16 protein-coding genes are annotated in these 20,743 nt (G+C 58.2%); 12 read left to right on the forward strand and 4 right to left on the reverse strand.

Annotation, left to right across the window (positions count from 1 at the left end; translation table 11 throughout):
* Positions 1 to 51: 51 nt before the first annotated feature.
* The 10 genes from sdhC to brnQ all read left to right on the forward strand — a co-directional run bounded on the left by sdhC (position 52) and on the right by brnQ (position 13,327).
* On the forward strand, positions 52 to 426 hold the full coding sequence (sdhC, locus tag B3I26_RS08480; protein WP_296256956.1) for a succinate dehydrogenase, cytochrome b556 subunit: 375 nt from the start codon (positions 52 to 54) through the stop codon (positions 424 to 426).
* Positions 420 to 788, forward strand: coding sequence for a succinate dehydrogenase, hydrophobic membrane anchor protein (sdhD, locus tag B3I26_RS08485; RefSeq protein WP_296256958.1), 369 nt, complete (start codon positions 420 to 422; stop codon positions 786 to 788). The genes sdhC and sdhD overlap by 7 nt, the downstream gene beginning before the upstream one ends.
* 3 nt (positions 789 to 791) lie before the next feature.
* Positions 792 to 2,564, forward strand: a complete 1,773-nt coding sequence (gene sdhA, locus B3I26_RS08490; protein ID WP_296256959.1) for a succinate dehydrogenase flavoprotein subunit — start codon at positions 792 to 794, stop codon at positions 2,562 to 2,564.
* An 11-nt stretch (positions 2,565 to 2,575) separates the two neighbouring features.
* A complete protein-coding gene (locus B3I26_RS08495; RefSeq protein ID WP_296256961.1) occupies positions 2,576 to 3,280 on the forward strand; it encodes a succinate dehydrogenase iron-sulfur subunit in 705 nt (234 codons plus the stop codon).
* A 293-nt stretch (positions 3,281 to 3,573) separates the two neighbouring features.
* Positions 3,574 to 6,405 (forward strand): 2-oxoglutarate dehydrogenase E1 component, encoded by a 2,832-nt coding sequence (locus B3I26_RS08500; RefSeq protein ID WP_296256963.1) that lies wholly within the window; start codon positions 3,574 to 3,576, stop codon positions 6,403 to 6,405.
* A 41-nt stretch (positions 6,406 to 6,446) separates the two neighbouring features.
* Positions 6,447 to 7,682 (forward strand): 2-oxoglutarate dehydrogenase complex dihydrolipoyllysine-residue succinyltransferase, encoded by a 1,236-nt coding sequence (gene odhB, locus B3I26_RS08505; protein WP_296256968.1) that lies wholly within the window; start codon positions 6,447 to 6,449, stop codon positions 7,680 to 7,682.
* A 174-nt stretch (positions 7,683 to 7,856) separates the two neighbouring features.
* Positions 7,857 to 9,293 carry a dihydrolipoyl dehydrogenase gene (gene lpdA / locus B3I26_RS08510; protein ID WP_296256971.1) on the forward strand — a complete coding sequence of 479 codons (1,437 nt, stop codon included), beginning with the start codon at positions 7,857 to 7,859 and terminating at the stop codon, positions 9,291 to 9,293.
* Positions 9,294 to 9,499: 206 nt separating this feature from the next.
* Positions 9,500 to 10,666, forward strand: a complete 1,167-nt coding sequence (gene sucC, locus B3I26_RS08515) for an ADP-forming succinate--CoA ligase subunit beta (RefSeq protein ID WP_296256972.1) — start codon at positions 9,500 to 9,502, stop codon at positions 10,664 to 10,666.
* The gene (sucD, locus tag B3I26_RS08520) at positions 10,666 to 11,553 is read left to right on the forward strand and encodes a succinate--CoA ligase subunit alpha (protein WP_133748682.1); all 888 of its coding nucleotides are present in this window, start codon (positions 10,666 to 10,668) and stop codon (positions 11,551 to 11,553) included. The genes sucC and sucD overlap by 1 nt, the downstream gene beginning before the upstream one ends.
* A gap of 460 nt (positions 11,554 to 12,013) precedes the next feature.
* Positions 12,014 to 13,327, forward strand: coding sequence for a branched-chain amino acid transport system II carrier protein (gene brnQ / locus B3I26_RS08525; RefSeq protein WP_296256979.1), 1,314 nt, complete (start codon positions 12,014 to 12,016; stop codon positions 13,325 to 13,327).
* Positions 13,328 to 13,430: 103 nt separating this feature from the next.
* Here the strand turns inward: brnQ and B3I26_RS08530 are convergent, their stop codons facing one another.
* The gene (locus B3I26_RS08530; RefSeq protein WP_074753404.1) at positions 13,431 to 13,685 is read right to left on the reverse strand and encodes a hypothetical protein; all 255 of its coding nucleotides are present in this window, start codon (positions 13,683 to 13,685) and stop codon (positions 13,431 to 13,433) included.
* Positions 13,686 to 14,027: 342 nt separating this feature from the next.
* On the opposite strand from B3I26_RS08530, the gene htpG reads away from it, so the two are divergent.
* Together htpG and B3I26_RS08540 are read left to right on the forward strand one after the other, a co-directional pair.
* On the forward strand, positions 14,028 to 15,932 hold the full coding sequence (gene htpG / locus B3I26_RS08535; protein ID WP_296256981.1) for a molecular chaperone HtpG: 1,905 nt from the start codon (positions 14,028 to 14,030) through the stop codon (positions 15,930 to 15,932).
* 76 nt (positions 15,933 to 16,008) lie between these two features.
* Positions 16,009 to 16,734 (forward strand): dienelactone hydrolase family protein, encoded by a 726-nt coding sequence (locus tag B3I26_RS08540; RefSeq protein ID WP_296256983.1) that lies wholly within the window; start codon positions 16,009 to 16,011, stop codon positions 16,732 to 16,734.
* A gap of 89 nt (positions 16,735 to 16,823) precedes the next feature.
* Here the strand turns inward: B3I26_RS08540 and fabB are convergent, their stop codons facing one another.
* The 3 genes from fabB to B3I26_RS08555 all read right to left on the reverse strand — a co-directional run bounded on the left by fabB (position 16,824) and on the right by B3I26_RS08555 (position 20,708).
* Positions 16,824 to 18,044: a beta-ketoacyl-ACP synthase I gene (fabB, locus tag B3I26_RS08545; protein ID WP_296256985.1), complete on the reverse strand. Its 1,221-nt coding sequence runs from the start codon at positions 18,042 to 18,044 to the stop codon at positions 16,824 to 16,826.
* Between the two features lie 10 nt (positions 18,045 to 18,054).
* A complete protein-coding gene (gene fabA / locus B3I26_RS08550) occupies positions 18,055 to 18,570 on the reverse strand; it encodes a 3-hydroxyacyl-[acyl-carrier-protein] dehydratase FabA (protein WP_296256987.1) in 516 nt (171 codons plus the stop codon).
* A 215-nt stretch (positions 18,571 to 18,785) separates the two neighbouring features.
* Positions 18,786 to 20,708 (reverse strand): response regulator, encoded by a 1,923-nt coding sequence (locus B3I26_RS08555; RefSeq protein ID WP_296256990.1) that lies wholly within the window; start codon positions 20,706 to 20,708, stop codon positions 18,786 to 18,788.
* Positions 20,709 to 20,743 lie beyond the last annotated feature (35 nt).

A 20,743-nucleotide genomic window follows, 5' to 3' on the forward strand; every position in this document is an offset into this window, starting at 1 on the left:
TCCCAACAACTTGCCCTGATTGTTAGGGGCTCTTCAGTGTGAAAAAAAGCCGTGAAAAGCCAACGACCTGTAAACCTAGACCTAAGGACCATCAAACTCCCCATCACTGCGATAACGTCGATCCTTCATCGCATCTCCGGCATCATTCTCTTCGTAGGCCTTGCCATCATGCTTTACGCATTGAGCAAGTCGCTGGGTTCCGAAGAAGGTTTCGCCGAGGTGAAGGCATCCTTGACCAGTCCTCTGGCCAAGTTCATCGCGTGGGGGCTTCTGTCTGCCTTGCTGTATCACCTGGTAGCGGGTGTTCGTCACCTGATCATGGATACGGGTGTCGGTGAGACGCTGGAAGGCGGAAAGCTGGGCTCGAAAATCGTCATCGCCATTTCCCTGGTGTTGATCGTTCTGGCGGGAGTTTGGATATGGTAACCAGCGTTACGAACCTGTCTCGTTCGGGCCTCTACGACTGGATGGCGCAACGCGTCTCCGCAGTAGTGCTCGCGGCTTATTTCATTTTCCTGATCGGATACCTGATCGCGCACCCTGGCATCGACTATGTCACGTGGCACGCTCTGTTCTCTCATAACGGAATGCGCATTTTCAGTCTGTTGGCCCTGGTTGCCCTGGCCGCTCACGCCTGGGTCGGCATGTGGACCATTGCGACCGACTATCTGACCCCGATGGGGTTCGGCAAGTCCGCACTGGCTGTGCGTTTCCTTTTCCAGGCGGCTTGCGGCATTGCGATGTTCGCGTACTTCGTCTGGGGTGTGCAGATTCTTTGGGGTATCTGATTCATGGCTAACATTAATACACTCTCATTCGACGCCATCATCATCGGTGGCGGCGGGGCAGGCATGCGCGCAGCGTTGCAGCTGGCTCAAGGCGGCCACAAGACCGCTGTGGTCACCAAGGTCTTTCCAACCCGCTCCCACACTGTTTCCGCACAGGGCGGGATCACCTGCGCCATTGCCTCTGCCGACCCGAACGATGACTGGCGCTGGCACATGTACGACACCGTCAAGGGCTCCGACTACATCGGTGACCAGGACGCTATCGAGTACATGTGTCAAGAAGGCCCGGCTGCGGTCTTCGAACTGGATCATATGGGTCTGCCTTTCTCGCGCACCGAGACCGGCCGTATCTATCAGCGTCCTTTTGGTGGTCAGTCCAAGGACTTCGGCAAGGGCGGTCAGGCTGCACGTACCTGCGCCGCATCCGACCGTACCGGTCATGCGCTCCTGCACACCCTGTATCAGGGCAACCTGAAAGCAGGCACCACCTTCCTGAACGAGTATTACGCCGTCGATCTGGTTAAAAACCAGGATGGCGCGTTCGTGGGTGTGATCGCGATCTGCATCGAAACCGGCGAAACCATGTACATCCGCGCCAAGGCGACTGTACTGGCCACTGGTGGCGCAGGTCGTATCTACGCTTCGACCACCAATGCCTTGATCAACACCGGCGACGGTATCGGCATGGCACTGCGTGCCGGCGTCCCGGTTCAGGACATCGAAATGTGGCAGTTTCACCCGACCGGTATTGCCGGCGCAGGTGTACTGGTCACAGAAGGGTGCCGCGGTGAAGGTGGTTACCTGATCAACAAGCACGGCGAGCGTTTCATGGAGCGTTACGCGCCTAACGCCAAGGACCTTGCAGGTCGTGACGTTGTGGCTCGTTCCATGGTCAAGGAAATCATCGCGGGTAACGGTTGCGGTCCGAACGGCGATCACGTGATGTTGAAGCTCGATCACCTTGGCGAAGAAGTACTGCACAGCCGCCTGCCAGGCATCTGTGAACTGTCCAAGACCTTCGCACACGTTGACCCGGTTGTAGCACCGGTACCTGTAGTGCCGACCTGCCACTACATGATGGGCGGCGTAGCCACCAACATTCACGGTCAGGCCATGACCCAGGATGCCGACGGCATTGATCAGGTCATTCCTGGGCTGTTTGCGGTGGGTGAAGTGGCATGTGTGTCGGTCCACGGTGCCAACCGTCTGGGCGGCAACTCGCTGCTTGACCTGGTGGTATTCGGTCGTGCTGCCGGTCTGCATCTGGAAAAGGCGCTGACTGACGGTATCGAATACGCCGAAGCGAGCAACACCGACATCGATGTCGCTCTGAGCCGCCTGAACAGCCTCAATGAGCGCACAGATGGCGAAGACGTCGCCACCTTGCGTCGTGAGCTGCAAAACTGCATGCAGAACTATTTCGGTGTGTTCCGTACGGGTGAATACATGCAGAAAGGCATCGCGCAATTGGCCGACCTGCGCGTTCGTATCGCCAACGTCAAGATCAACGACAAGTCCCAGGGCTTCAACACCGCGCGTATCGAAGCACTGGAGTTGCAGAACCTGCTGGAAGTCGCCGAAGCCACCGCTGTGGCTGCGGAAGTGCGTAAGGAGTCCCGCGGCGCCCACGCCCGTGAAGACTTCGAAGATCGTGACGATGAAAACTGGCTGTGCCACACCCTGTACTTCCCTGGCGAGAAGCGGGTTGCCAAACGAGCAGTCAACTTTGCGCCGAAGACCGTGCCGGCGTTTGAACCGAAAATTCGGACTTACTAAGGGTGGTTGCCATGTTGAAAGTCGAAGTTTATCGCTACAACCCCGATACCGACACAGCGCCCAAGACTCAGGTGTTCGATGTCGATACCGGTGGCAAGGACCTGATGGTTCTGGACGTGCTGGCACTGATCAAGGAGCAGGACGAAGGCTTCTCCTATCGTCGTTCTTGCCGTGAAGGCGTGTGCGGTTCCGATGGCATGAACATCAACGGCAAGAATGGCCTGGCGTGCATCACGCCGCTGTCTGCCGTGGTCAAGAACAACAAGCTGGTTGTGCGTCCGCTGCCAGGCTTGCCGGTCATCCGTGACCTGGTCGTCGATATGAGCATCTTCTACAAGCAATACGAGAAGGTGAAGCCGTTCCTGCAGAACGATACGCCGGCTCCGGCCATCGAACGTCTGCAGTCGCCTGAAGAGCGCGAGAAGCTGGATGGCTTGTACGAGTGCATTCTGTGCGCTTGCTGCTCGACTTCCTGCCCTTCGTTCTGGTGGAACCCTGACAAGTTCCTCGGTCCAGCTGCACTGCTGCAAGCCTACCGTTTCCTGGCCGACAGTCGTGACACCAAGACCCAGGAGCGCCTGGCATCGCTGGACGATCCGTTCAGCGTGTTCCGATGCCGTGGAATCATGAACTGCGTAAACGTTTGCCCGAAAGGTCTGAATCCGACCAAGGCCATCGGTCACGTCCGCAGCATGCTTCTCTCCAGCGGTATCTGAAGCGGGCAGCACCCGTGGTATCGATGCATAACCGTATTTGAAACTGTTGTACCCGTAAACGCTGCGGCGCAGGCTTCAACCGGCGCCGTAGTTTTAACCTGAGCAGCGGTCATTTGGCTGCGGCTCTTATTTTGAAGAAATGAGACCAGCAGGGGCATCCGGGCTGGTACCCGGACTATCTGCGCGATCCTTGGCGACGTGGTGCAATCAGCGGCTTGATACAGTCGCTGCATGGACTTTCATGATGCCTGGTGTCGACGCTGATGGTGTCCCCTAACCGAGGGTGACCAAGCATGCAAGAAAGCGTGATGCAGCGCATGTGGAACAGCGCCCACCTTTCCGGTGGTAACGCTGCCTATGTGGAAGAGCTCTACGAGCTCTACCTGCACGACCCTAACGCTGTGCCAGAAGAGTGGCGCACCTATTTTCAGACGCTGCCGGCTGACGGCAGCACTGCCACCGATGTATCGCACTCTACGGTTCGCGATCATTTCGTGTTGCTGGGCAAAAACCAGCGCCGCGCTCAACCGGTCTCCGCCGGTAGCGTGAGCAGCGAACACGAGAAGAAGCAAGTCGAAGTGCTGCGACTGATCCAGGCGTTCCGTATGCGCGGCCATCAGGGTGCGCAACTTGATCCTTTGGGGTTGTGGAAGCGTACTGCGCCAGCTGACCTTTCGATCAACCATTACGGCCTGACCGACGCTGACCTCGATACCACTTTCCGTGCCGGCGACCTGTTCATCGGCAAGGAGGAGGCGAGCCTACGCGAAATCGTCGATGCCTTGCAGAAGACATATTGCCGCACCATCGGCGCCGAGTTCACGCACATCGTCGATTCCAATCAGCGCAACTGGTTCATGCAGCGTCTCGAGAGCGTGCGCGGTCGTCCTGCTTATCCAGCCGAAATCCAGAGCCATTTGCTTGAGCGCGTCACTGCGGCCGAAGGGCTGGAGAAGTACCTGGGGACCAAATACCCGGGAACCAAGCGTTTTGGGCTGGAAGGTGGCGAAAGCCTGATCCCTATGCTGGACGAGTTGATCCAGCGTTCCGGTTCCTACGGTACCAAGGAAGTCGTCATTGGCATGGCCCACCGCGGCCGTCTGAACGTGCTGGTCAACACCTTCGGCAAGAACCCGCGCGAGCTGTTCGATGAGTTCGAGGGCAAGAAGAAGGTCGAACTCGGTTCCGGTGACGTGAAATACCACCAGGGCTTTTCCTCCAACGTGATGACCACCGGTGGCGAAGTTCACCTGGCGATGGCTTTTAACCCGTCTCACCTGGAGATCGTGTCTCCTGTGGTGGAAGGCTCCGTGCGCGCCCGTCAGGATCGTCGTAACGACGCCACTGGCGAGAAAGTGCTGCCGATTTCCATTCACGGCGATGCTGCTTTCGCAGGTCAGGGCGTGGTTCTGGAAACCTTCCAGATGTCGCAGACCCGCGGCTTCAAGACTGGCGGTACGATCCACATCGTGATCAACAACCAGGTGGGTTTCACCATCAGCAATCCGCTGGACGCGCGTTCTACCGAATATGCGACCGACGTCGCCAAGATGATTCAGGCGCCGATTCTCCATGTAAATGGCGATGACCCTGAAGCCGTCATGTTCGTGACCCAGATGGCTATCGACTACCGCATGCAGTTCAAGCGTGACGTGGTGATCGATCTGGTCTGCTACCGTCGTCGCGGTCACAACGAGGCTGACGAACCCAGCGGTACTCAGCCACTGATGTATCAGCAGATCGCCAAGCAGCGCACGACCCGTGAGCTGTATGCCGATTCCCTGGCTGCTTCCGGTGTGCTCGATGCAGCCGGTGCTCAAGCGAAGGTCGATGAGTACCGCAACGCGCTGGACAACGGCATGCACGTCGTGAAGAGCCTGGTCAAAGAGCCTAACAAGGAGCTCTTTGTTGACTGGCGTCCCTACCTGGGACACGCCTGGACAGCGCGTCATGACACCCGTTTCGACCTCAAGACCCTGCAGGAGCTTTCCGCCAAGCTGATGGAACTGCCGGAAGGTTTTGTGGTTCAGCGTCAGGTGCAGAAGATCTACGAAGACCGCCAGAAGATGCAAGCCGGCGGCCTGCCGATCAACTGGGGTTACGCTGAAACCATGGCTTACGCCACGCTGGCCTTCGAAGGTCATCCGGTGCGTATCACCGGGCAGGACGTCGGTCGCGGTACGTTCTCGCACCGTCATGCCGTGCTGCACAACCAGAAAGATGCAAGCACCTACGTACCCCTTCAGAACCTGTATGCCGGTCAGCCTCGCTTTGACCTGTACGATTCGTTCCTGTCGGAAGAAGCGGTGCTGGCGTTCGAATACGGTTACTCGACCACCTCGCCAAATGCGCTGGTGATTTGGGAAGCCCAGTTCGGTGACTTCGCCAACGGTGCGCAGGTCGTGATCGACCAGTTCATCACCAGCGGCGAGCACAAGTGGGGCCGTTTGTGCGGTCTGACCATGCTGCTGCCGCATGGCTACGAAGGCCAGGGCCCCGAGCACTCCTCGGCGCGTCTTGAGCGTTACCTGCAGCTGTGCGCCGAGCACAACATTCAGGTGTGCGTGCCGACCACGCCGGCCCAGATCTACCACTTGTTACGCCGTCAGGTGATCCGTCCGTTGCGCAAACCTTTGGTTGTGCTGACGCCCAAATCGCTGCTGCGCCACAAGCTGGCGATCTCGACCCTGGAAGATCTGGCCGAAGGCTCGTTCCAAACCGTCATTCCGGAAATCGACACCCTCGATGCGGCCAAGGTGACGCGTCTGGTGCTATGCAGTGGCAAGGTCTACTACGACCTGCTGGAAAAACGCCGTGCCGAAGGCCGCGAAGATATTGCCATCGTGCGTATCGAGCAGCTCTATCCGTTCCCGGAAGATGACCTGATGGACGCCATTGCGTCGTACACCAACCTGACCAATGTGGTCTGGTGTCAGGAAGAGCCGATGAACCAGGGCGCCTGGTACAGCAGCCAGCATCACTTGCGCCGTAGTATCGGCAATCACAACCGCCATCTCGTCCTCGAGTACGCCGGTCGCGATGCTTCTGCTGCTCCGGCTTGTGGCTACGCTTCGATGCACGCCGAACAGCAGGAAAAACTGCTGCAAGACGCGTTCACTGTTTAACGCCTTCGCGCACTAGAAACCGAATTAAGGAATTACAGACAATGGCTATTGAGATCAAAGCCCCCTCTTTCCCGGAATCCGTTGCCGACGGCACCATTTCCAAATGGCACAAACAGCCGGGCGAGGCGGTCAAGCGTGACGAGCTGCTAGTTGACATCGAGACCGACAAGGTCGTTCTCGAAGTGCTGGCCGAAGCGGATGGCGTGCTGGCATCCATCGTCAAGGGCGAGGGCGACACCGTACTGTCCAACGAACTGATTGCAACCCTGGACGCAGGCGCCACTGCTTCGGCCGCGCCTGCTGCAGTATCGGCACCCGCCCCTGTAGCAACGGCCGCCGCGCCAGCTGCTGCGTCGGCCGTCGGCGACGAAGACGCTATCGGCGCGCCGGCTGCCCGCAAGCTGGCCGAAGAAAACGGTATTGCCTTGTCCAGCATCAAGGGCACTGGCAAGGACGGTCGCGTGACCAAGGAAGACGTCGTTGCTGCTGTTGAAGCGAAGAAATCCGCTCCGTCCGCCGCACCTGCCAAGCCTGCTGCCCCGGCCGCTGCCGCTCCTGTGTTCGCCGCTGGCGATCGCACCGAAAAGCGTGTGCCGATGACCCGCCTGCGTGCCAAGGTTGCCGAGCGTCTGGTTGAAGCCCAGTCGACCATGGCCATGCTGACCACCTTCAACGAAGTCGACATGACTGAAGTCATGGCACTGCGTTCGAAGTACAAGGACCTGTTCGAGAAGAGCCATAATGGCGTTCGCCTTGGTTTCATGTCGTTCTTCGTCAAGGCCGCTACCGAAGCGCTGAAGCGTTTCCCTGCCGTCAATGCATCGATCGACGGTTCCGACATCGTCTACCACGGCTATGCCGACGTGGGTGTTGCGGTTTCCAGCGATCGTGGTCTGGTGGTGCCGGTCCTGCGAAACGCAGAGCAGATGAGCCTGGCTGAAATCGAAGGCGGCATTGCCACCTTTGGCAAAAAAGCCCGTGACGGCAAACTGTCCATCGACGAGATGACCGGTGGTACCTTCACGATCACCAACGGTGGTACTTTCGGCTCGATGATGTCGACCCCGATCGTCAACCCGCCACAAGCGGCCATCCTTGGCATGCACAATATCGTTCAGCGCCCGATGGCGATCAACGGGCAGGTTGTCATCCGTCCAATGATGTACCTGGCTCTGTCCTACGATCACCGCTTGATCGACGGTAAAGAAGCTGTGACCTTCCTGGTGACCATCAAGAACCTGCTGGAAGATCCCGCTCGTCTGTTGCTGGATATCTGATGAGGCAGCCCCGGGTTGTCCTGCGCAAGCTTCAGAAATAGAAGCAGGTCGGCGTGCAATCCGAGGCCCGTAGTTTGCATCCAATGAATAAGTCGCAAGCCCGATCTGCAGGTCATCGCAGATCAGCTTGCAGCTTGCAGCTTGAAGCTCGCAGCTAAAGAGGAACTCTTTTTTATGTCCCAGAAATTCGACGTGGTAGTGATTGGCGCAGGCCCTGGCGGTTATGTTGCCGCCATCAAGGCTGCGCAACTTGGTCTCAAGACTGCCTGCATCGAGAAGTACCAGGATAAAGAGGGCAAGCTGGCTCTCGGCGGTACGTGCCTGAACGTAGGTTGCATTCCGTCCAAGGCACTGCTGGACAGCTCCTGGAAGTTCTACGAAGCCAAAAACCAGTTCAATGTTCACGGTATTTCGATCTCCGATGTGAAGATGGACGTAGCTGCCATGGTTGGCCGCAAATCGCAGATCGTCAAAGGCCTGACCGGTGGCGTTGCCAGCCTGTTCAAGGCCAATGGTGTAACTTCCCTGCAAGGCCATGGCAAACTGCTGGCCGGCAAGAAAGTCGAGCTGACCAAGCCTGACGGCACCACCGAAGTCATCGAGGCCGACAACATCATCCTGGCTTCCGGCTCGCGTCCGATCGACATCCCGCCGGCTCCGGTCGATCAGAACGTCATCGTCGACTCCACCGGCGCCCTGGAATTCCAGTCCGTGCCTGAGCGTCTGGGCGTGATCGGAGCCGGTGTGATCGGCCTGGAACTGGGTTCGGTATGGTCGCGCCTGGGTTCCAAGGTGACCGTTCTGGAAGCACTGGAGAAGTTCCTGCCAGCCGCTGACGAAGCCGTTTCCAAAGAAGCGCAGAAGACCTTCACCAAGCAGGGTCTGGACATCAAGCTGGGCGCTCGCGTCACCGGCTCGAAAGTCAACGGCAACGAAGTGGTCGTCAATTACACCGACAAAGACGGTGAGCAGAACATCACGTTCGACCGCCTGATCGTTGCGGTAGGCCGTCGTCCAGTGACCACTGACCTGCTGGCCTCCGACAGTGGTGTCGATATCGACGAGCGCGGCTTCATTTTCGTCAACGATCAGTGCGAGACCAGTGTGCCTGGTGTCTACGCGATCGGCGACGTGGTCCGTGGTCTGATGCTGGCGCACAAGGCGTCGGAAGAGGGCATCATGGTGGTCGAGCGCATCAAGGGTCACAAGACCCAGATGAACTACGACCTGATCCCTTCGGTTATCTACACTCACCCGGAAATCGCGTGGGTCGGCAAGACCGAGCAGACCTTGAAGGCCGAAGGCGTCGAAATCAACGTCGGCAGCTTCCCGTTCGCGGCCAGTGGCCGTGCAATGGCAGCCAACGACACCGGTGGTTTCGTCAAGGTTATCGCTGATGCCAAGACCGACCGTGTGCTGGGTGTACACGTCATTGGTCCAGGCGCGGCGGAACTCGTTCAGCAGGGCGCAATCGGCATGGAGTTCGGCACCAGTGCCGAAGACATCGGCATGATGGTCTTCTCTCACCCGACACTGTCCGAAGCCCTGCACGAAGCAGCGTTGGCTGTGAATGGCGGCGCCATCCACATCCAGAACAAGAAAAAACGCTAAGAAAAAAACCACGACGGACCGCCCGTCGCGGGTCTTGCTCCCAAGACCTGCCGCGGAAGGTCCGTTGGACTCGAACTCCTGGCGGATTTCGCACCGGCACTTGAAGTGCTGGCGCGGCACTTTTCGGGAGAAGCGGTCACAGGTGGTGCGGCACGCCTAGACGAGCAGCACCGAATGCGCAGTACCTAACGAAGACGGTAATAAGCATGAATCTTCACGAGTATCAGGGTAAGCAGCTGTTCGCTGAGTACGGCCTGCCAGTATCCAAAGGCTATGCAGTAGACACCCCGGAAGCAGCAGCAGAAGCGTGCGACAAGATCGGCGGAACCGAGTGGGTCGTCAAAGCCCAGGTTCATGCCGGTGGTCGCGGTAAAGCGGGCGGCGTAAAGCTGGTTCGCAGTAAAGAAGACGCAGCTGCGTTCGCTCAACAGTGGTTGGGTAAGCGTCTGGTCACTTACCAGACTGATGCCAATGGTCAGCCAGTCACCAAGATCCTGGTTGAATCCTGCACTGACATCGCCAAAGAGCTGTACCTGGGCGCTGTAGTCGATCGTTCGAGCCGTCGTATCGTGTTCATGGCTTCCACCGAAGGTGGCGTGGACATCGAGAAAATCGCTCACGACACGCCTGAGAAGATTCTCAAAGCCACTATCGATCCACTGGTTGGCGCACAGCCATTCCAGGGTCGCGACCTGGCCTTCCAGCTGGGTCTGGAAGGCAAGCAGGTTGCTCAGTTCGCCAAGATCTTCGTTGGCCTGGCCAATCTGTTCCAGGACCACGACCTGGCGCTGCTGGAAGTGAACCCGCTGGTGATCAAGGCTGACGGCGATCTGCACTGCCTGGACGCGAAGATCAACATCGATGCCAACGCCATGTACCGTCAGCCCAAGCTGAAGGCTTTCCACGACCCATCGCAAGACGATGCACGTGAGGCCCACGCTGCCAAGTTCGAACTGAACTACGTGGCACTGGAAGGCAACATCGGCTGCATGGTCAACGGTGCTGGCCTGGCCATGGGCACCATGGACATCGTCAACCTGCACGGCGGCAAGCCAGCCAACTTCCTCGACGTAGGTGGTGGTGCTACCAAAGAGCGCGTGACCGAAGCCTTCAAGATCATCCTGTCCGACACCAACGTCGCTGCAGTACTGGTCAACATCTTCGGCGGCATCGTTCGTTGCGACATGATTGCCGAAGGCATCATCGGCGCGGTGAAAGAAGTCGGCGTGAAAATCCCGGTCGTTGTCCGCCTTGAAGGCAACAACGCTGACCTGGGCGCTAAAGTACTGGCAGAAAGCGGCTTGAATATCATCGCTGCTACCAGCTTGACCGACGCTGCTCAACAAGTCGTCAAAGCTGCGGAGGGCAAATAATGAGCGTCCTGATCAATAAAGACACCAAAGTTATCTGCCAGGGCTTCACCGGCTCGCAAGGTACTTTCCACTCCGAACAAGCCATTGCCTACGGCACCAAAATGGTTGGCGGCGTGACCCCAGGCAAAGGTGGCACCACTCACCTGAACCTGCCAGTGTTCAACACCGTTGCTGAAGCTGTTGCAAAAACCGGCGCTACCGCTTCGGTCATCTACGTCCCGGCTCCTTTTTGCAAGGACTCGATCCTGGAAGCAGCGTTCGGCGGCATTAAGTTGATCATCTGCATCACCGAAGGTATTCCTACCCTCGACATGCTGGATGCCAAGGTCAAGTGCGACGAACTGGGTGTGACCCTGATCGGCCCTAACTGCCCAGGCGTCATCACTCCAGGCGAGTGCAAGATCGGCATCATGCCAGGTCACATTCACTTGCCAGGCAAAGTCGGTATCGTGTCGCGTTCCGGCACCCTGACTTATGAAGCTGTGAAGCAGACCACTGACGCCGGTTTCGGTCAGTCCACCTGCGTCGGTATCGGCGGTGACCCGATCCCGGGCTCGAACTTCATCGACATCCTCAAGTTGTTCCAGGAAGACCCGAAGACCGAAGCGATCGTCATGATCGGTGAGATCGGCGGTTCGGCTGAAGAAGAAGCGGCTGCCTACATCAAGGCACACGTGACCAAGCCGGTGGTTTCCTACATTGCCGGTGTGACTGCTCCTCCGGGCAAGCGCATGGGCCATGCGGGCGCAATCATCTCCGGCGGTAAAGGCACTGCAGACGAGAAGTTCGCTGCGCTGCAGGACGCAGGCGTTAAAACCGTGCGTTCGCTGGCAGACATCGGCAAAGCCCTGGCAGAGCTGACCGGTTGGGAAGTGAAGAAGGCTTAATCGCCCTCTGATCCCCGCCTGATCGACAAAAGCCACCTTCGGGTGGCTTTTGTGTTTTTGGGAGGGCAGGAATTTTCAAGGGGCGTCCGGGATTTTTGTGCGTGTACGACAATTTGGGCATGCCTTGTAACCTGTAGAAGAGGGCGTGGCAGATGCATGCTTAATCGCTACACGCAGTAGGGAACGTGGGAGAGGCCGCCAGCACAACTGCGGCGCTCGCTATCTTACGACGGGTGCACTGTTGTAGGACTTTTCCGAAATGCGACCTCAACGTGCGTTCATCGGTCGCACCGCCCTGTATTGGGGCGGTAAATAAGGTAGGCTACCCGCCATTTTGCGTGGTCGGCCCCCACAAGGAGCCGAGGTGCCCAACGGGCCTGTCTTAAAAGGACGGGCAGCATTTCCCTCGACCCTCCGGGAAATCCTCTTCTAATTCCGATTCAGCAGTGTGGTTTCTTTGATGAAAGTGTTGAAAGGTCAGGACATCCTGGCGCTGGGTTTCATGACGTTCGCGTTATTCGTAGGCGCAGGCAATATCATCTTTCCTCCTATCGTTGGCTTGCAGGCCGGTCCGCATGTGTGGATGGCGGCGCTTGGCTTTCTGGTGACGGCGGTAGGTCTGCCTGTGATGACCGTTGTCGCGCTGGCCAAGGTCGGCGGCGCCATGGATGCCCTGAGCAGCCCGATCGGCAAGGTCGCCGGGACTATACTCGCCGCAGCGTGCTATCTGTCGGTCGGTCCGCTGTTTGCCACACCGCGTACCGCCACGGTCTCCTTCGAGGTGGGTCTGGCGCCGTTGACCGGTGAAAGTCCGCTGGCGCTGTTTCTCTACAGCCTCGTCTACTTTCTGCTGGTGTTCTGGGTCTCGTTGTATCCGGGGCGTTTGCTGGACACCGTAGGACGCTTCCTTGCGCCGCTGAAGATCATCGCGCTGGCGGTCTTGGGGATCGCCGCGTTCGCACTGCCTGCCGGTGATGTTGGCACTGCGCAGCCTGCCTATGTTGCCGCTCCGTTCTCTCAAGGGTTCATTAACGGTTACCTGACGATGGATACACTCGGTGCATTGGTGTTCGGCATCGTTATCGTCAACGCGATCCGCTCCCGTGGCGTCGAGTCGCCCCAACTGATCACCCGCTATGCCATCATTGCCGGGTTGATCGCAGGTGTTGGTCTGGCGCTGGTCTACCTCAGCCTGTTCCGCCTGGGCTCGGGAAGCCACGCCGTTGCAGCGAACGCTACCAACGGCGCAGCTGTATTACATGCTTATGTGCAGCATACCTTTGGCTCCTTGGGCAGTGGCTTCCTCGCCGTGCTCATCTCGCTTGCATGCCTGGTCACTGCGGTGGGACTGACCTGTGCCTGCGCGGAGTATTTCAGCCGCTTGCTGCCGCTGTCCTACAAGACGTTGGTTATTCTGCTGGCAGCTTTCTCCCTGGTCGTGTCGAACCTCGGGCTGACCAAACTTATCCAGTTCTCGATCCCGGTACTGACGGCGATCTATCCGCCCTGCATCGCATTGGTTGCCTTAAGCTTTTGCAGGAATTTCTGGCGCGCCCAAGGCCGAGTGGTGGCACCTGTGATGCTGGTGTCTCTGCTGTTTGGCATGATCGACGCGATCAAGGGCTCGGGTCTGGCCGAGTACCTGCCTGATGCGCTGACTCATTTGCCGCTCAGCGAGCAGGGGCTGGCATGGCTGATCCCATCGTTGATTACACTGTTTGGCGCCTTCGTCGTGGATCGCATGCTGAGCAAATCCCGTGAAGCGCTGGTGTAAGAGAAGGGTGGGTGAGTGCCTTGAGTTGCCGAGTCAAGTAGCTTAATGCCAAAAAAAATAAAGCCCGCACGAAGCGGGCTTTATTTCTTTGAAACTTTGGAACTTACTGCTTAGTTGGTGCAGGCGCTTGTTCGTTGGCCTCTTTGGCGCGCTCTTGAGCAGCCTCGGCATTCTTCTGGGCAGCTTCCTGACTTTCCTTGGCGGCGTCGTTCACTTTGTCTTGAGCCTTTTGCATCGACTCTTGGGATTGCTGTGCAGCCTTGTTGGCATCTTGCTGTTTATCTTCGGATTTCTTGTCGCAGGCAGCGAGACCCAGGGTGGCAGAAAGCATGAGGGCAATGGCTAAAGTCTTACGCATGGGGTGTTTCTCCTTATTGAATATCTACCAGCCTTCGAACGCGCCGTTATAAAGTTAGTTCCATATTTGCGGCGGATAAAAAACAGGGCTGCTTTAACTGTTGTTTGCGGCGCACGCGCGTTTGCTGATTAATCGTTTTTGCTACCGCGCGATTCATGGTAGCTGTGACAGGGTCCGCTATTTATCGATGAACAATCGAAGGGGAGCGCGCTTCACATCCGCCGCCTCTTGAAATCTCCAACCCAGCCCCCACCTTCATGACAACCCGTCGTCCAGCCCACATTTCTCTGGGTTCTGGACGGCTTCCCCCTCTTTGTGTGGACTGATTGGAGTTTGATAACCATGAGTGTGGAAACTCAAAAGGAAACCCTGGGCTTCCAGACCGAGGTGAAGCAACTGCTGCACCTCATGATCCATTCGCTGTACTCGAACAAGGAGATCTTTCTACGCGAGCTGATTTCCAACGCCTCCGACGCGGTGGACAAGCTTCGCTTCGAGGCCTTGTCCAAGCCTGAGTTGCTGGAAGGCGGCGCTGAGCTGAAGATTCGAGTGAGTTTTGACAAGGATGCGCAAACCGTTTCCCTGGAGGACAACGGCATTGGCATGAACCGCGACGATGTGATCACCCATCTGGGTACCATCGCCAAGTCTGGTACCGCGGATTTCATGAAGAACCTGACCGGAGACCAGAAGAAGGATTCGCACCTGATCGGTCAGTTTGGTGTGGGCTTCTATTCCGCGTTCATCGTTGCCGATAAGGTCGATGTCTATAGCCGCCGTGCAGGCACCCCTGCCAGCGAAGGTGTGCACTGGTCGTCCAAGGGTGAGGGTGATTTCGAGGTCGCGACGATCGATAAGGCCGAGCGCGGTACACGTATCGTCCTGCACCTCAAGGCGGCGGAAAATGAGTTCGCCGACGGTTATCGCCTGCGTAATATCATCAAGAAATACTCCGATCACATTGCACTGCCGATCGAGCTGCCAAAAGAGCAAAGCGCCGTCGAAGGCGAGCCTGCGCCTGAGCAGGAATGGGAAACCGTCAACCGTGCCAGTGCCCTGTGGACCCGTCCACGCACCGAGGTGAAGGATGAGGAATACCAGGAGTTCTACAAGCACATCGCCCACGATTTCGAGAATCCGCTGAGCTGGAGCCACAACAAGGTCGAAGGCAAGCTGGAATACAACTCGCTGCTTTATGTGCCGGCACGTGCGCCGTTCGATCTGTATCAGCGTGAAGCTCCACGGGGTTTGAAGCTGTACGTACAGCGTGTGTTCGTTATGGATCAGGCCGAGTCATTCCTGCCGCTTTACTTGCGTTTCATCAAGGGTGTGGTCGACTCCAACGATTTGTCGCTGAACGTCTCCCGCGAGATTCTGCAGAAAGATCCGATCATCGACTCGATGAAGTCAGCGTTGACCAAGCGCGTGCTGGACATGCTGGAGAAGCTGGCGAAGAACCAACCGGAGCAATACAAAGGCTTCTGGAAAAACTTCGGCCAGGTCATGAAAGAAGGTCCGGCCGAAGACTTTGCCAATAAGGAAAAGATCGCCGGTCTGCTGCGCTTCGCGTCGACCTCCGACGACAGCGGTGAGCAGAGCGTCGCACTGGCCGACTACCTGGCTCGCGCCAAAGAAGGCCAGGACAAGATCTACTACCTCACCGGCGAGAGCTACGCGCAGGTCAAGAACAGCCCGCACCTGGAAGTGTTCCGCAAGAAAGGCATCGAAGTGCTGTTGCTGACCGACCGTATCGACGAGTGGTTGATGAGCTACCTGAGCGACTTCGATAGCAAAGGCTTCGTCGATGTGGCCCGTGGCGATCTCGATCTCGGCAAGCTGGACTCCGAGGAGGACAAGAAAGCGCAGGAAGAAGTCGCCAAGGATAAAGAAGGCCTGATTGAGCGCCTGAAAGCGGCGCTGGGCGATGCGGTCAGCGAAGTTCGGGTTTCTCACCGCCTGACCGATTCGCCAGCGATTCTGGCTATCGGCGAGCAGGATCTGGGCCTGCAGATGCGTCAGATCCTGGAAGCCAGTGGGCAGAAGGTTCCGGATTCCAAGCCGATCTTCGAATTCAACCCGACTCATCCGCTGATCGGCAAGCTGGACAATGAGCAGAGCGAAGATCGCTTCAGCGAGTTGTCGCATATCCTGTTCGATCAGGCGGCGCTGGCCGCAGGCGACAGCCTGAAAGATCCGGCCGCTTACGTACGCCGTTTGAACAAGTTGCTCGTTGAGCTCTCGGTTTAACATCAGATGAACGTCAAAACCCGCTTCGGCGGGTTTTGTCATTGGGTCATCCTCATTCTCAAAGCAGGAGTCAGCAATGAGTAACGTTACTGTGCAATCAGTGGTGTATCAGATCGACGGCCAGCGCTACGAGAGTCGCCTGGTGTTCAGTGAGGGCGCGAGTGCCGCGCCAGGACTGGTGATGGCGCCGAACTGGATGGGCATCAGTGAGGATGCCGAGCAAATCGCCAGACAGGTTGCGGGCAAGGGCTACGTCGTGCTGCTGGCGGACCTCTACGGCCAGGATGTGCGCCCGTGCAGTGGTGAAGAAGCAGCTGCGGCGATGATGCCTTTGAAAAACGACCGCGGTTTGCTGAACAAGCGTATGAAGGCCGCGCTTGATCAACTGACCGGGCAGTCCGTCGCTGCGGTGGACACACGCCGCCTGGCGGCCTTCGGTTTTTGCTTCGGAGGTTGTTGTGCGCTTGAGCTGGCGCGTACCGGTGCGCCGCTGAAGGCCGCAGTATCGTTCCACGGCACTCTGGACACCACCAACCCGGACGGTGCAAAGAATATTCAGGGCAAGGTGCTGGTGCTGCACGGAGCGTCCGACCCCTTGGTGCCCAAAGAGCAACTGCCAGCGTTTGAAGCAGAGATGGATGCGGCCAACGTCGATTGGCAACTGTTGAGCTATGGCGGTGCAGTCCACTCATTCACCGACGTACACGCCAATAACCCGGGCAAGCAGATGTATAACCCGACCGTGTCCAAGCGCGCGTTCACGGCAATGCATAACTTGCTGGACGAAGTATTTGCTGAGTAATACCCGATGGCCGAAGCGAGACTGCTCGCTTCGTGACGCATGAAAAAGGCGCCTGAAGAGGCGCCTTTTTCATCTTGCAACAGGCCGGATTACTGACCGGTCCAGCGCTTCATCACCAGCGTGGCGTTGGTGCCACCAAAACCGAAGCTGTTGCTCATGACCAGATTGATCTCGGCGTTCTCGCGAGTCTTGGTCAGGATTGGCATGTCAGCAACCTCTGGGTCCATTTCGTCGATGTTGGCCGAGCCCGCCATGAAGTTGCCTTCCATCATCAGCATGCAGTAAATCGCTTCGTGTACGCCAGCGGCGCCCAGGGAGTGACCTGACAGGCTCTTGGTAGAGCTGATGGCCGGCGCGTTGTCGCCAAACACTTCACGCACACCTTTCATCTCAGCGACGTCGCCGACCGGAGTCGAAGTGCCGTGGGTGTTGAGGTAGTCGATCTTGCCATCGACGGTAGACAGCGCCTGCTGCATGCAGCGAATAGCGCCTTCGCCGCTGGGTGCGACCATGTCATAGCCATCGGAAGTGGCGCCGTAGCCAACCAGCTCGGCGTAGATTTTGGCGCCGCGTGCCAGAGCGTGTTCCAGTTCCTCGACCACGACCATGCCGCCGCCACCGGCGATCACGAAGCCGTCACGGTCTGCGTCGTATGCGCGTGAGGCCTTTTCCGGGGTGTCGTTGCGCTTGCTAGACAGTGCGCCCATGGCGTCGAACAGGAACGACTGGCTCCAATGTTCTTCTTCGCCGCCACCTGCGAACACGATGTCCTGCTTGCCCATCTGGATCTGTTCCATGGCAGTACCGATGCAGTGAGCACTGGTGGCGCAGGCAGAGGCGATGGAGTAGTTCAGGCCCTTGATCTTGAACGGCGTCGCAAGGCAGGCTGAAACGGTGCTGCTCATGGTACGGGTCACACGGTATGGACCTACGCGCTTGACGCCTTTTTCGCGCAGGATGTCCAGCGCTTCCATCTGGTTCAGGGTCGACGCGCCGCCGGAGCCTGCGATCAAACCGGTACGCGGATTGGAAACCTGGTCTTCGGTCAGGCCCGAGTCCTTCACCGCTTCCTGCATCGCCAGATAGGCGTAAGCTGCGGCGTGTCCGACGAAACGATAGATCTTGCGGTCGATCAGCGCTTCGAGGTTGAGGTCGATCGAGCCGGAAACCTGGCTGCGCAGACCCATTTCGGCATATTCCGGATTGAAACGGATGCCAGGGCGGTTTGCACGCAGGTTGGCAGAGACGGTGTCTTTGTCATTGCCCAAGCAGGAAACAATGCCCAGACCAGTGATAACGACGCGGCGCATGCGAGTACCCTTAGAAATTGTCAGTGGAGGTGAATACGCCGACCCGGAGGCCTTCGGCGGTGTAGATTTCGCGACCGTCCACGGTCACCGAACCGTCGGCGATGGCCAGGTTCAGCTTGCCCTTGAGGACGCGCTTGATTTGAATGTTGTAGGTCACTTTTTTGGCGGTCGGCAAGACCTGCCCAAAGAATTTGACTTCGCCCGACCCCAGCGCACGGCCACGGCCCGGCAGGCCTTGCCAGCCCAGGAAGAAGCCGACCAGTTGCCACATGGCATCCAGGCCCAGGCAGCCCGGCATCACCGGGTCGCCTTCGAAGTGACAGCCGAAGAACCACAGGTCCGGAGAGATATCCAGTTCGGCGACCAATTCACCTTTGCCGTACTTGCCGCCTTCTTCGCTGATGTGGGTAACCCGATCGATCATCAGCATGTTAGGGGCGGGCAGTTGCGCGTTACCTGGGCCGAACAGCTCGCCGCGACTGCAGCGCAGCAGGTCTTCCCGGGTAAAGGCGTTTTGTTTGGTCATGCGAGCTCCTCGATAATCCTGTGCGGCAGGGTGTGGCAGTACTTACCCCAATCTCGCCAGCGGAGCGATACCCAGCTGGCAGCCTACTCATAGACTATTGCGTTGTAGTGAAAGTCACAGCACGGGCGTAATGAATGTACACCTGTGCACTGAAATTTTCCGTCCGCGCGCGGGTGCGGGTCGATCACGGCACACAAGACTGCCGCAATTTATCATTAATCGCCAGTCGCAGATGCCTTAATGGTCAGCCAGCGCTGTAAAACCTGCTGTAAATCAGTACGTTTGAAAGGCTTGGCCAAGTAATCGTTCATTCCCGCCTGGATACAGACGTCCCGGTCGCCGTATCGCGCATTTGCGGTCAGGGCGATGATGGGCAGGGAGCCAAGGCCGGGTAGCTCGCGAATCCTGCGTGTCGCTTCGTAGCCGTCCATCACCGGGAGTCGACAATCCATAAGGATCAGGGCGAATTTTTCCCGACTGGCCATCTTTACCGCCTGCGCGCCGTCGCCTGCGACGCTCACCTGCAAGCCCAGACTGCGTAGCATGGCCTCGACCACTGTGCGATTGACCGCGTTGTCCTCGACCAGTAGCACGCAGCCGTCGCGTCCCGAAGGCAGGTCGCCGGTCACGCCGGGCAGTGGCAAGGGAGGGTCCTGTTGCACACGCTGCAAGGGGATCTGCAGCGTGAACACCGAGCCAATCCCTTCGCTGCTCTGCGCTCGCAGCGAGCCGCCCATGCGCTCAGCAAGGTTTCTGGCGATCGGCAGGCCAAGGCCGGTGCCGCCGTAGCGTCTGGAGATGGAGTTATCGGCCTGCTGGAAGGCGTCGAACATCGCTTCGAGCAGTTGCGCGGAAATGCCGATGCCCGTATCCCGGACCGCGCAGGTAAAGAGGATATGCTGGGCGTCGCGCTGCGCCCAGGCCGTTTCCACCCGCACGCTGCCGAACTCGGTGAATTTCAGGGCATTGCCGATCAGATTCACCAGAATCTGCCTGATCCGTGTAGGGTCGCCTTTGACGCGTACTCGCTCCAGCCCCGGTTGCAACTCAAGCTCCAGGGCCAGCCCACGCTGTTGGGCGCTGTGGGCGAATGCCTGGACCGAGGTGGCGATCAGGTCGGCCAAACCGAACGCAATATTCTCAAGCTCCAGGGCATCGCGCTCGAAGCGGGAGAAATCGAGAATGTCGTTGATCACCCGCAAAAGATGTTCCGTGGACTCGGTGGCCAGGGCCGCGTATTCGGCCTGTTCCTCGGTCATCTTCGTGGTTTCCATCAATTGCAACATGCCCAGCACGCCATTCATGGGCGTACGCAATTCATGGCTCATCATCGCCAGGAACTCGGATTTAGCGCTGTTGGCACGCTCGGCTTCTTCACGAGTCCTGATCAACTCGGCTATGGCCTTTTTCTGTTCGCGACTGGCCTTCTCAAGGCCCAGCGCCAGGTTGTTGATGTGCCGTGCCAGATCGCCCAACTCCGCATCGTCAGCCACAGGCAGGGGCGCTGAGTAATCGCCGTGCTGGATGGCCTTGACCGCGTCGCTCATCGCCCTGATCGGCTGCGAGAGGCTCAACGACAGACGCCGCGCCAGAATGTAGGTAAAAAGCAGGGCGAACAGGGCGAGGACGCCTGCCTTGAACAGGATCTCCTGTTCGCGCAGGTTAAAAGCGTCACTGGACATACCCACCAGCACGCGCCCGAGATAGTCCTCGACCGGCACGGTGGCGAGGTCGTTGACGTCATTCAGGGGGCTGCTGTCGCGTTTGGCCTGTTGCAGGCGTATCGGCGCCTGAAACACCTCCATCTGCCGCGACGCGACGTGTTCGGCGCCTTGCTCGACGTGTATCAGCACGTTGCCGGCGCTGTCCTGGACCTCCAGAAAGCGCACGTGAGGCGTGCTTATCGTGGCCTTCATCAGGCTTTCCAGCAGTTCGACGTTGCTAACGATCACCCCGTACTCGCAAGCCGGAGCCAGCTGATTAGCGATCAATTGGCCGGTGTGAGTCAGCTCCTGACGCAGGTCCTGGATGCGTACTACGGTAAAAAAACTGATCAGCAGCAGGGTTAGCAGCAAGGCCGGGCCCAAGCTCAGGATTTGCGTGCGGGTGCTGATGTTCCAGCTGCGCTGTACGGTCATGACCGGGTTACCGTCGTCATGAGCACCTCATTGGC

Origin of the sequence: Pseudomonas sp. UBA5706, from assembly GCF_002419965.1 — a bacterium.
Classification (GTDB): domain Bacteria; phylum Pseudomonadota; class Gammaproteobacteria; order Pseudomonadales; family Pseudomonadaceae; genus Aquipseudomonas.

Bases quoted from the DNA above. Each gene is read 5' to 3' on its own strand.
- sdhD (WP_296256958.1), top strand. From the start codon at position 420: ATGGTAACCAGCGTTACGAACCTGTCTCGTTCGGGCCTCTACGACTGG.
- sdhA (WP_296256959.1), top strand. From the start codon at position 792: ATGGCTAACATTAATACACTCTCATTCGACGCCATCATCATCGGTGGC.
- B3I26_RS08495 (WP_296256961.1), top strand. From the start codon at position 2,576: ATGTTGAAAGTCGAAGTTTATCGCTACAACCCCGATACCGACACAGCG.
- B3I26_RS08500 (WP_296256963.1), top strand. From the start codon at position 3,574: ATGCAAGAAAGCGTGATGCAGCGCATGTGGAACAGCGCCCACCTTTCC.
- odhB (WP_296256968.1), top strand. From the start codon at position 6,447: ATGGCTATTGAGATCAAAGCCCCCTCTTTCCCGGAATCCGTTGCCGAC.
- lpdA (WP_296256971.1), top strand. From the start codon at position 7,857: ATGTCCCAGAAATTCGACGTGGTAGTGATTGGCGCAGGCCCTGGCGGT.
- sucC (WP_296256972.1), top strand. From the start codon at position 9,500: ATGAATCTTCACGAGTATCAGGGTAAGCAGCTGTTCGCTGAGTACGGC.
- sucD (WP_133748682.1), top strand. From the start codon at position 10,666: ATGAGCGTCCTGATCAATAAAGACACCAAAGTTATCTGCCAGGGCTTC.
- brnQ (WP_296256979.1), top strand. From the start codon at position 12,014: ATGAAAGTGTTGAAAGGTCAGGACATCCTGGCGCTGGGTTTCATGACG.
- B3I26_RS08530 (WP_074753404.1), bottom strand. From the start codon at position 13,685: ATGCGTAAGACTTTAGCCATTGCCCTCATGCTTTCTGCCACCCTGGGT.
- htpG (WP_296256981.1), top strand. From the start codon at position 14,028: ATGAGTGTGGAAACTCAAAAGGAAACCCTGGGCTTCCAGACCGAGGTG.
- B3I26_RS08540 (WP_296256983.1), top strand. From the start codon at position 16,009: ATGAGTAACGTTACTGTGCAATCAGTGGTGTATCAGATCGACGGCCAG.
- fabB (WP_296256985.1), bottom strand. From the start codon at position 18,044: ATGCGCCGCGTCGTTATCACTGGTCTGGGCATTGTTTCCTGCTTGGGC.
- fabA (WP_296256987.1), bottom strand. From the start codon at position 18,570: ATGACCAAACAAAACGCCTTTACCCGGGAAGACCTGCTGCGCTGCAGT.
- B3I26_RS08555 (WP_296256990.1), bottom strand. From the start codon at position 20,708: ATGACCGTACAGCGCAGCTGGAACATCAGCACCCGCACGCAAATCCTG.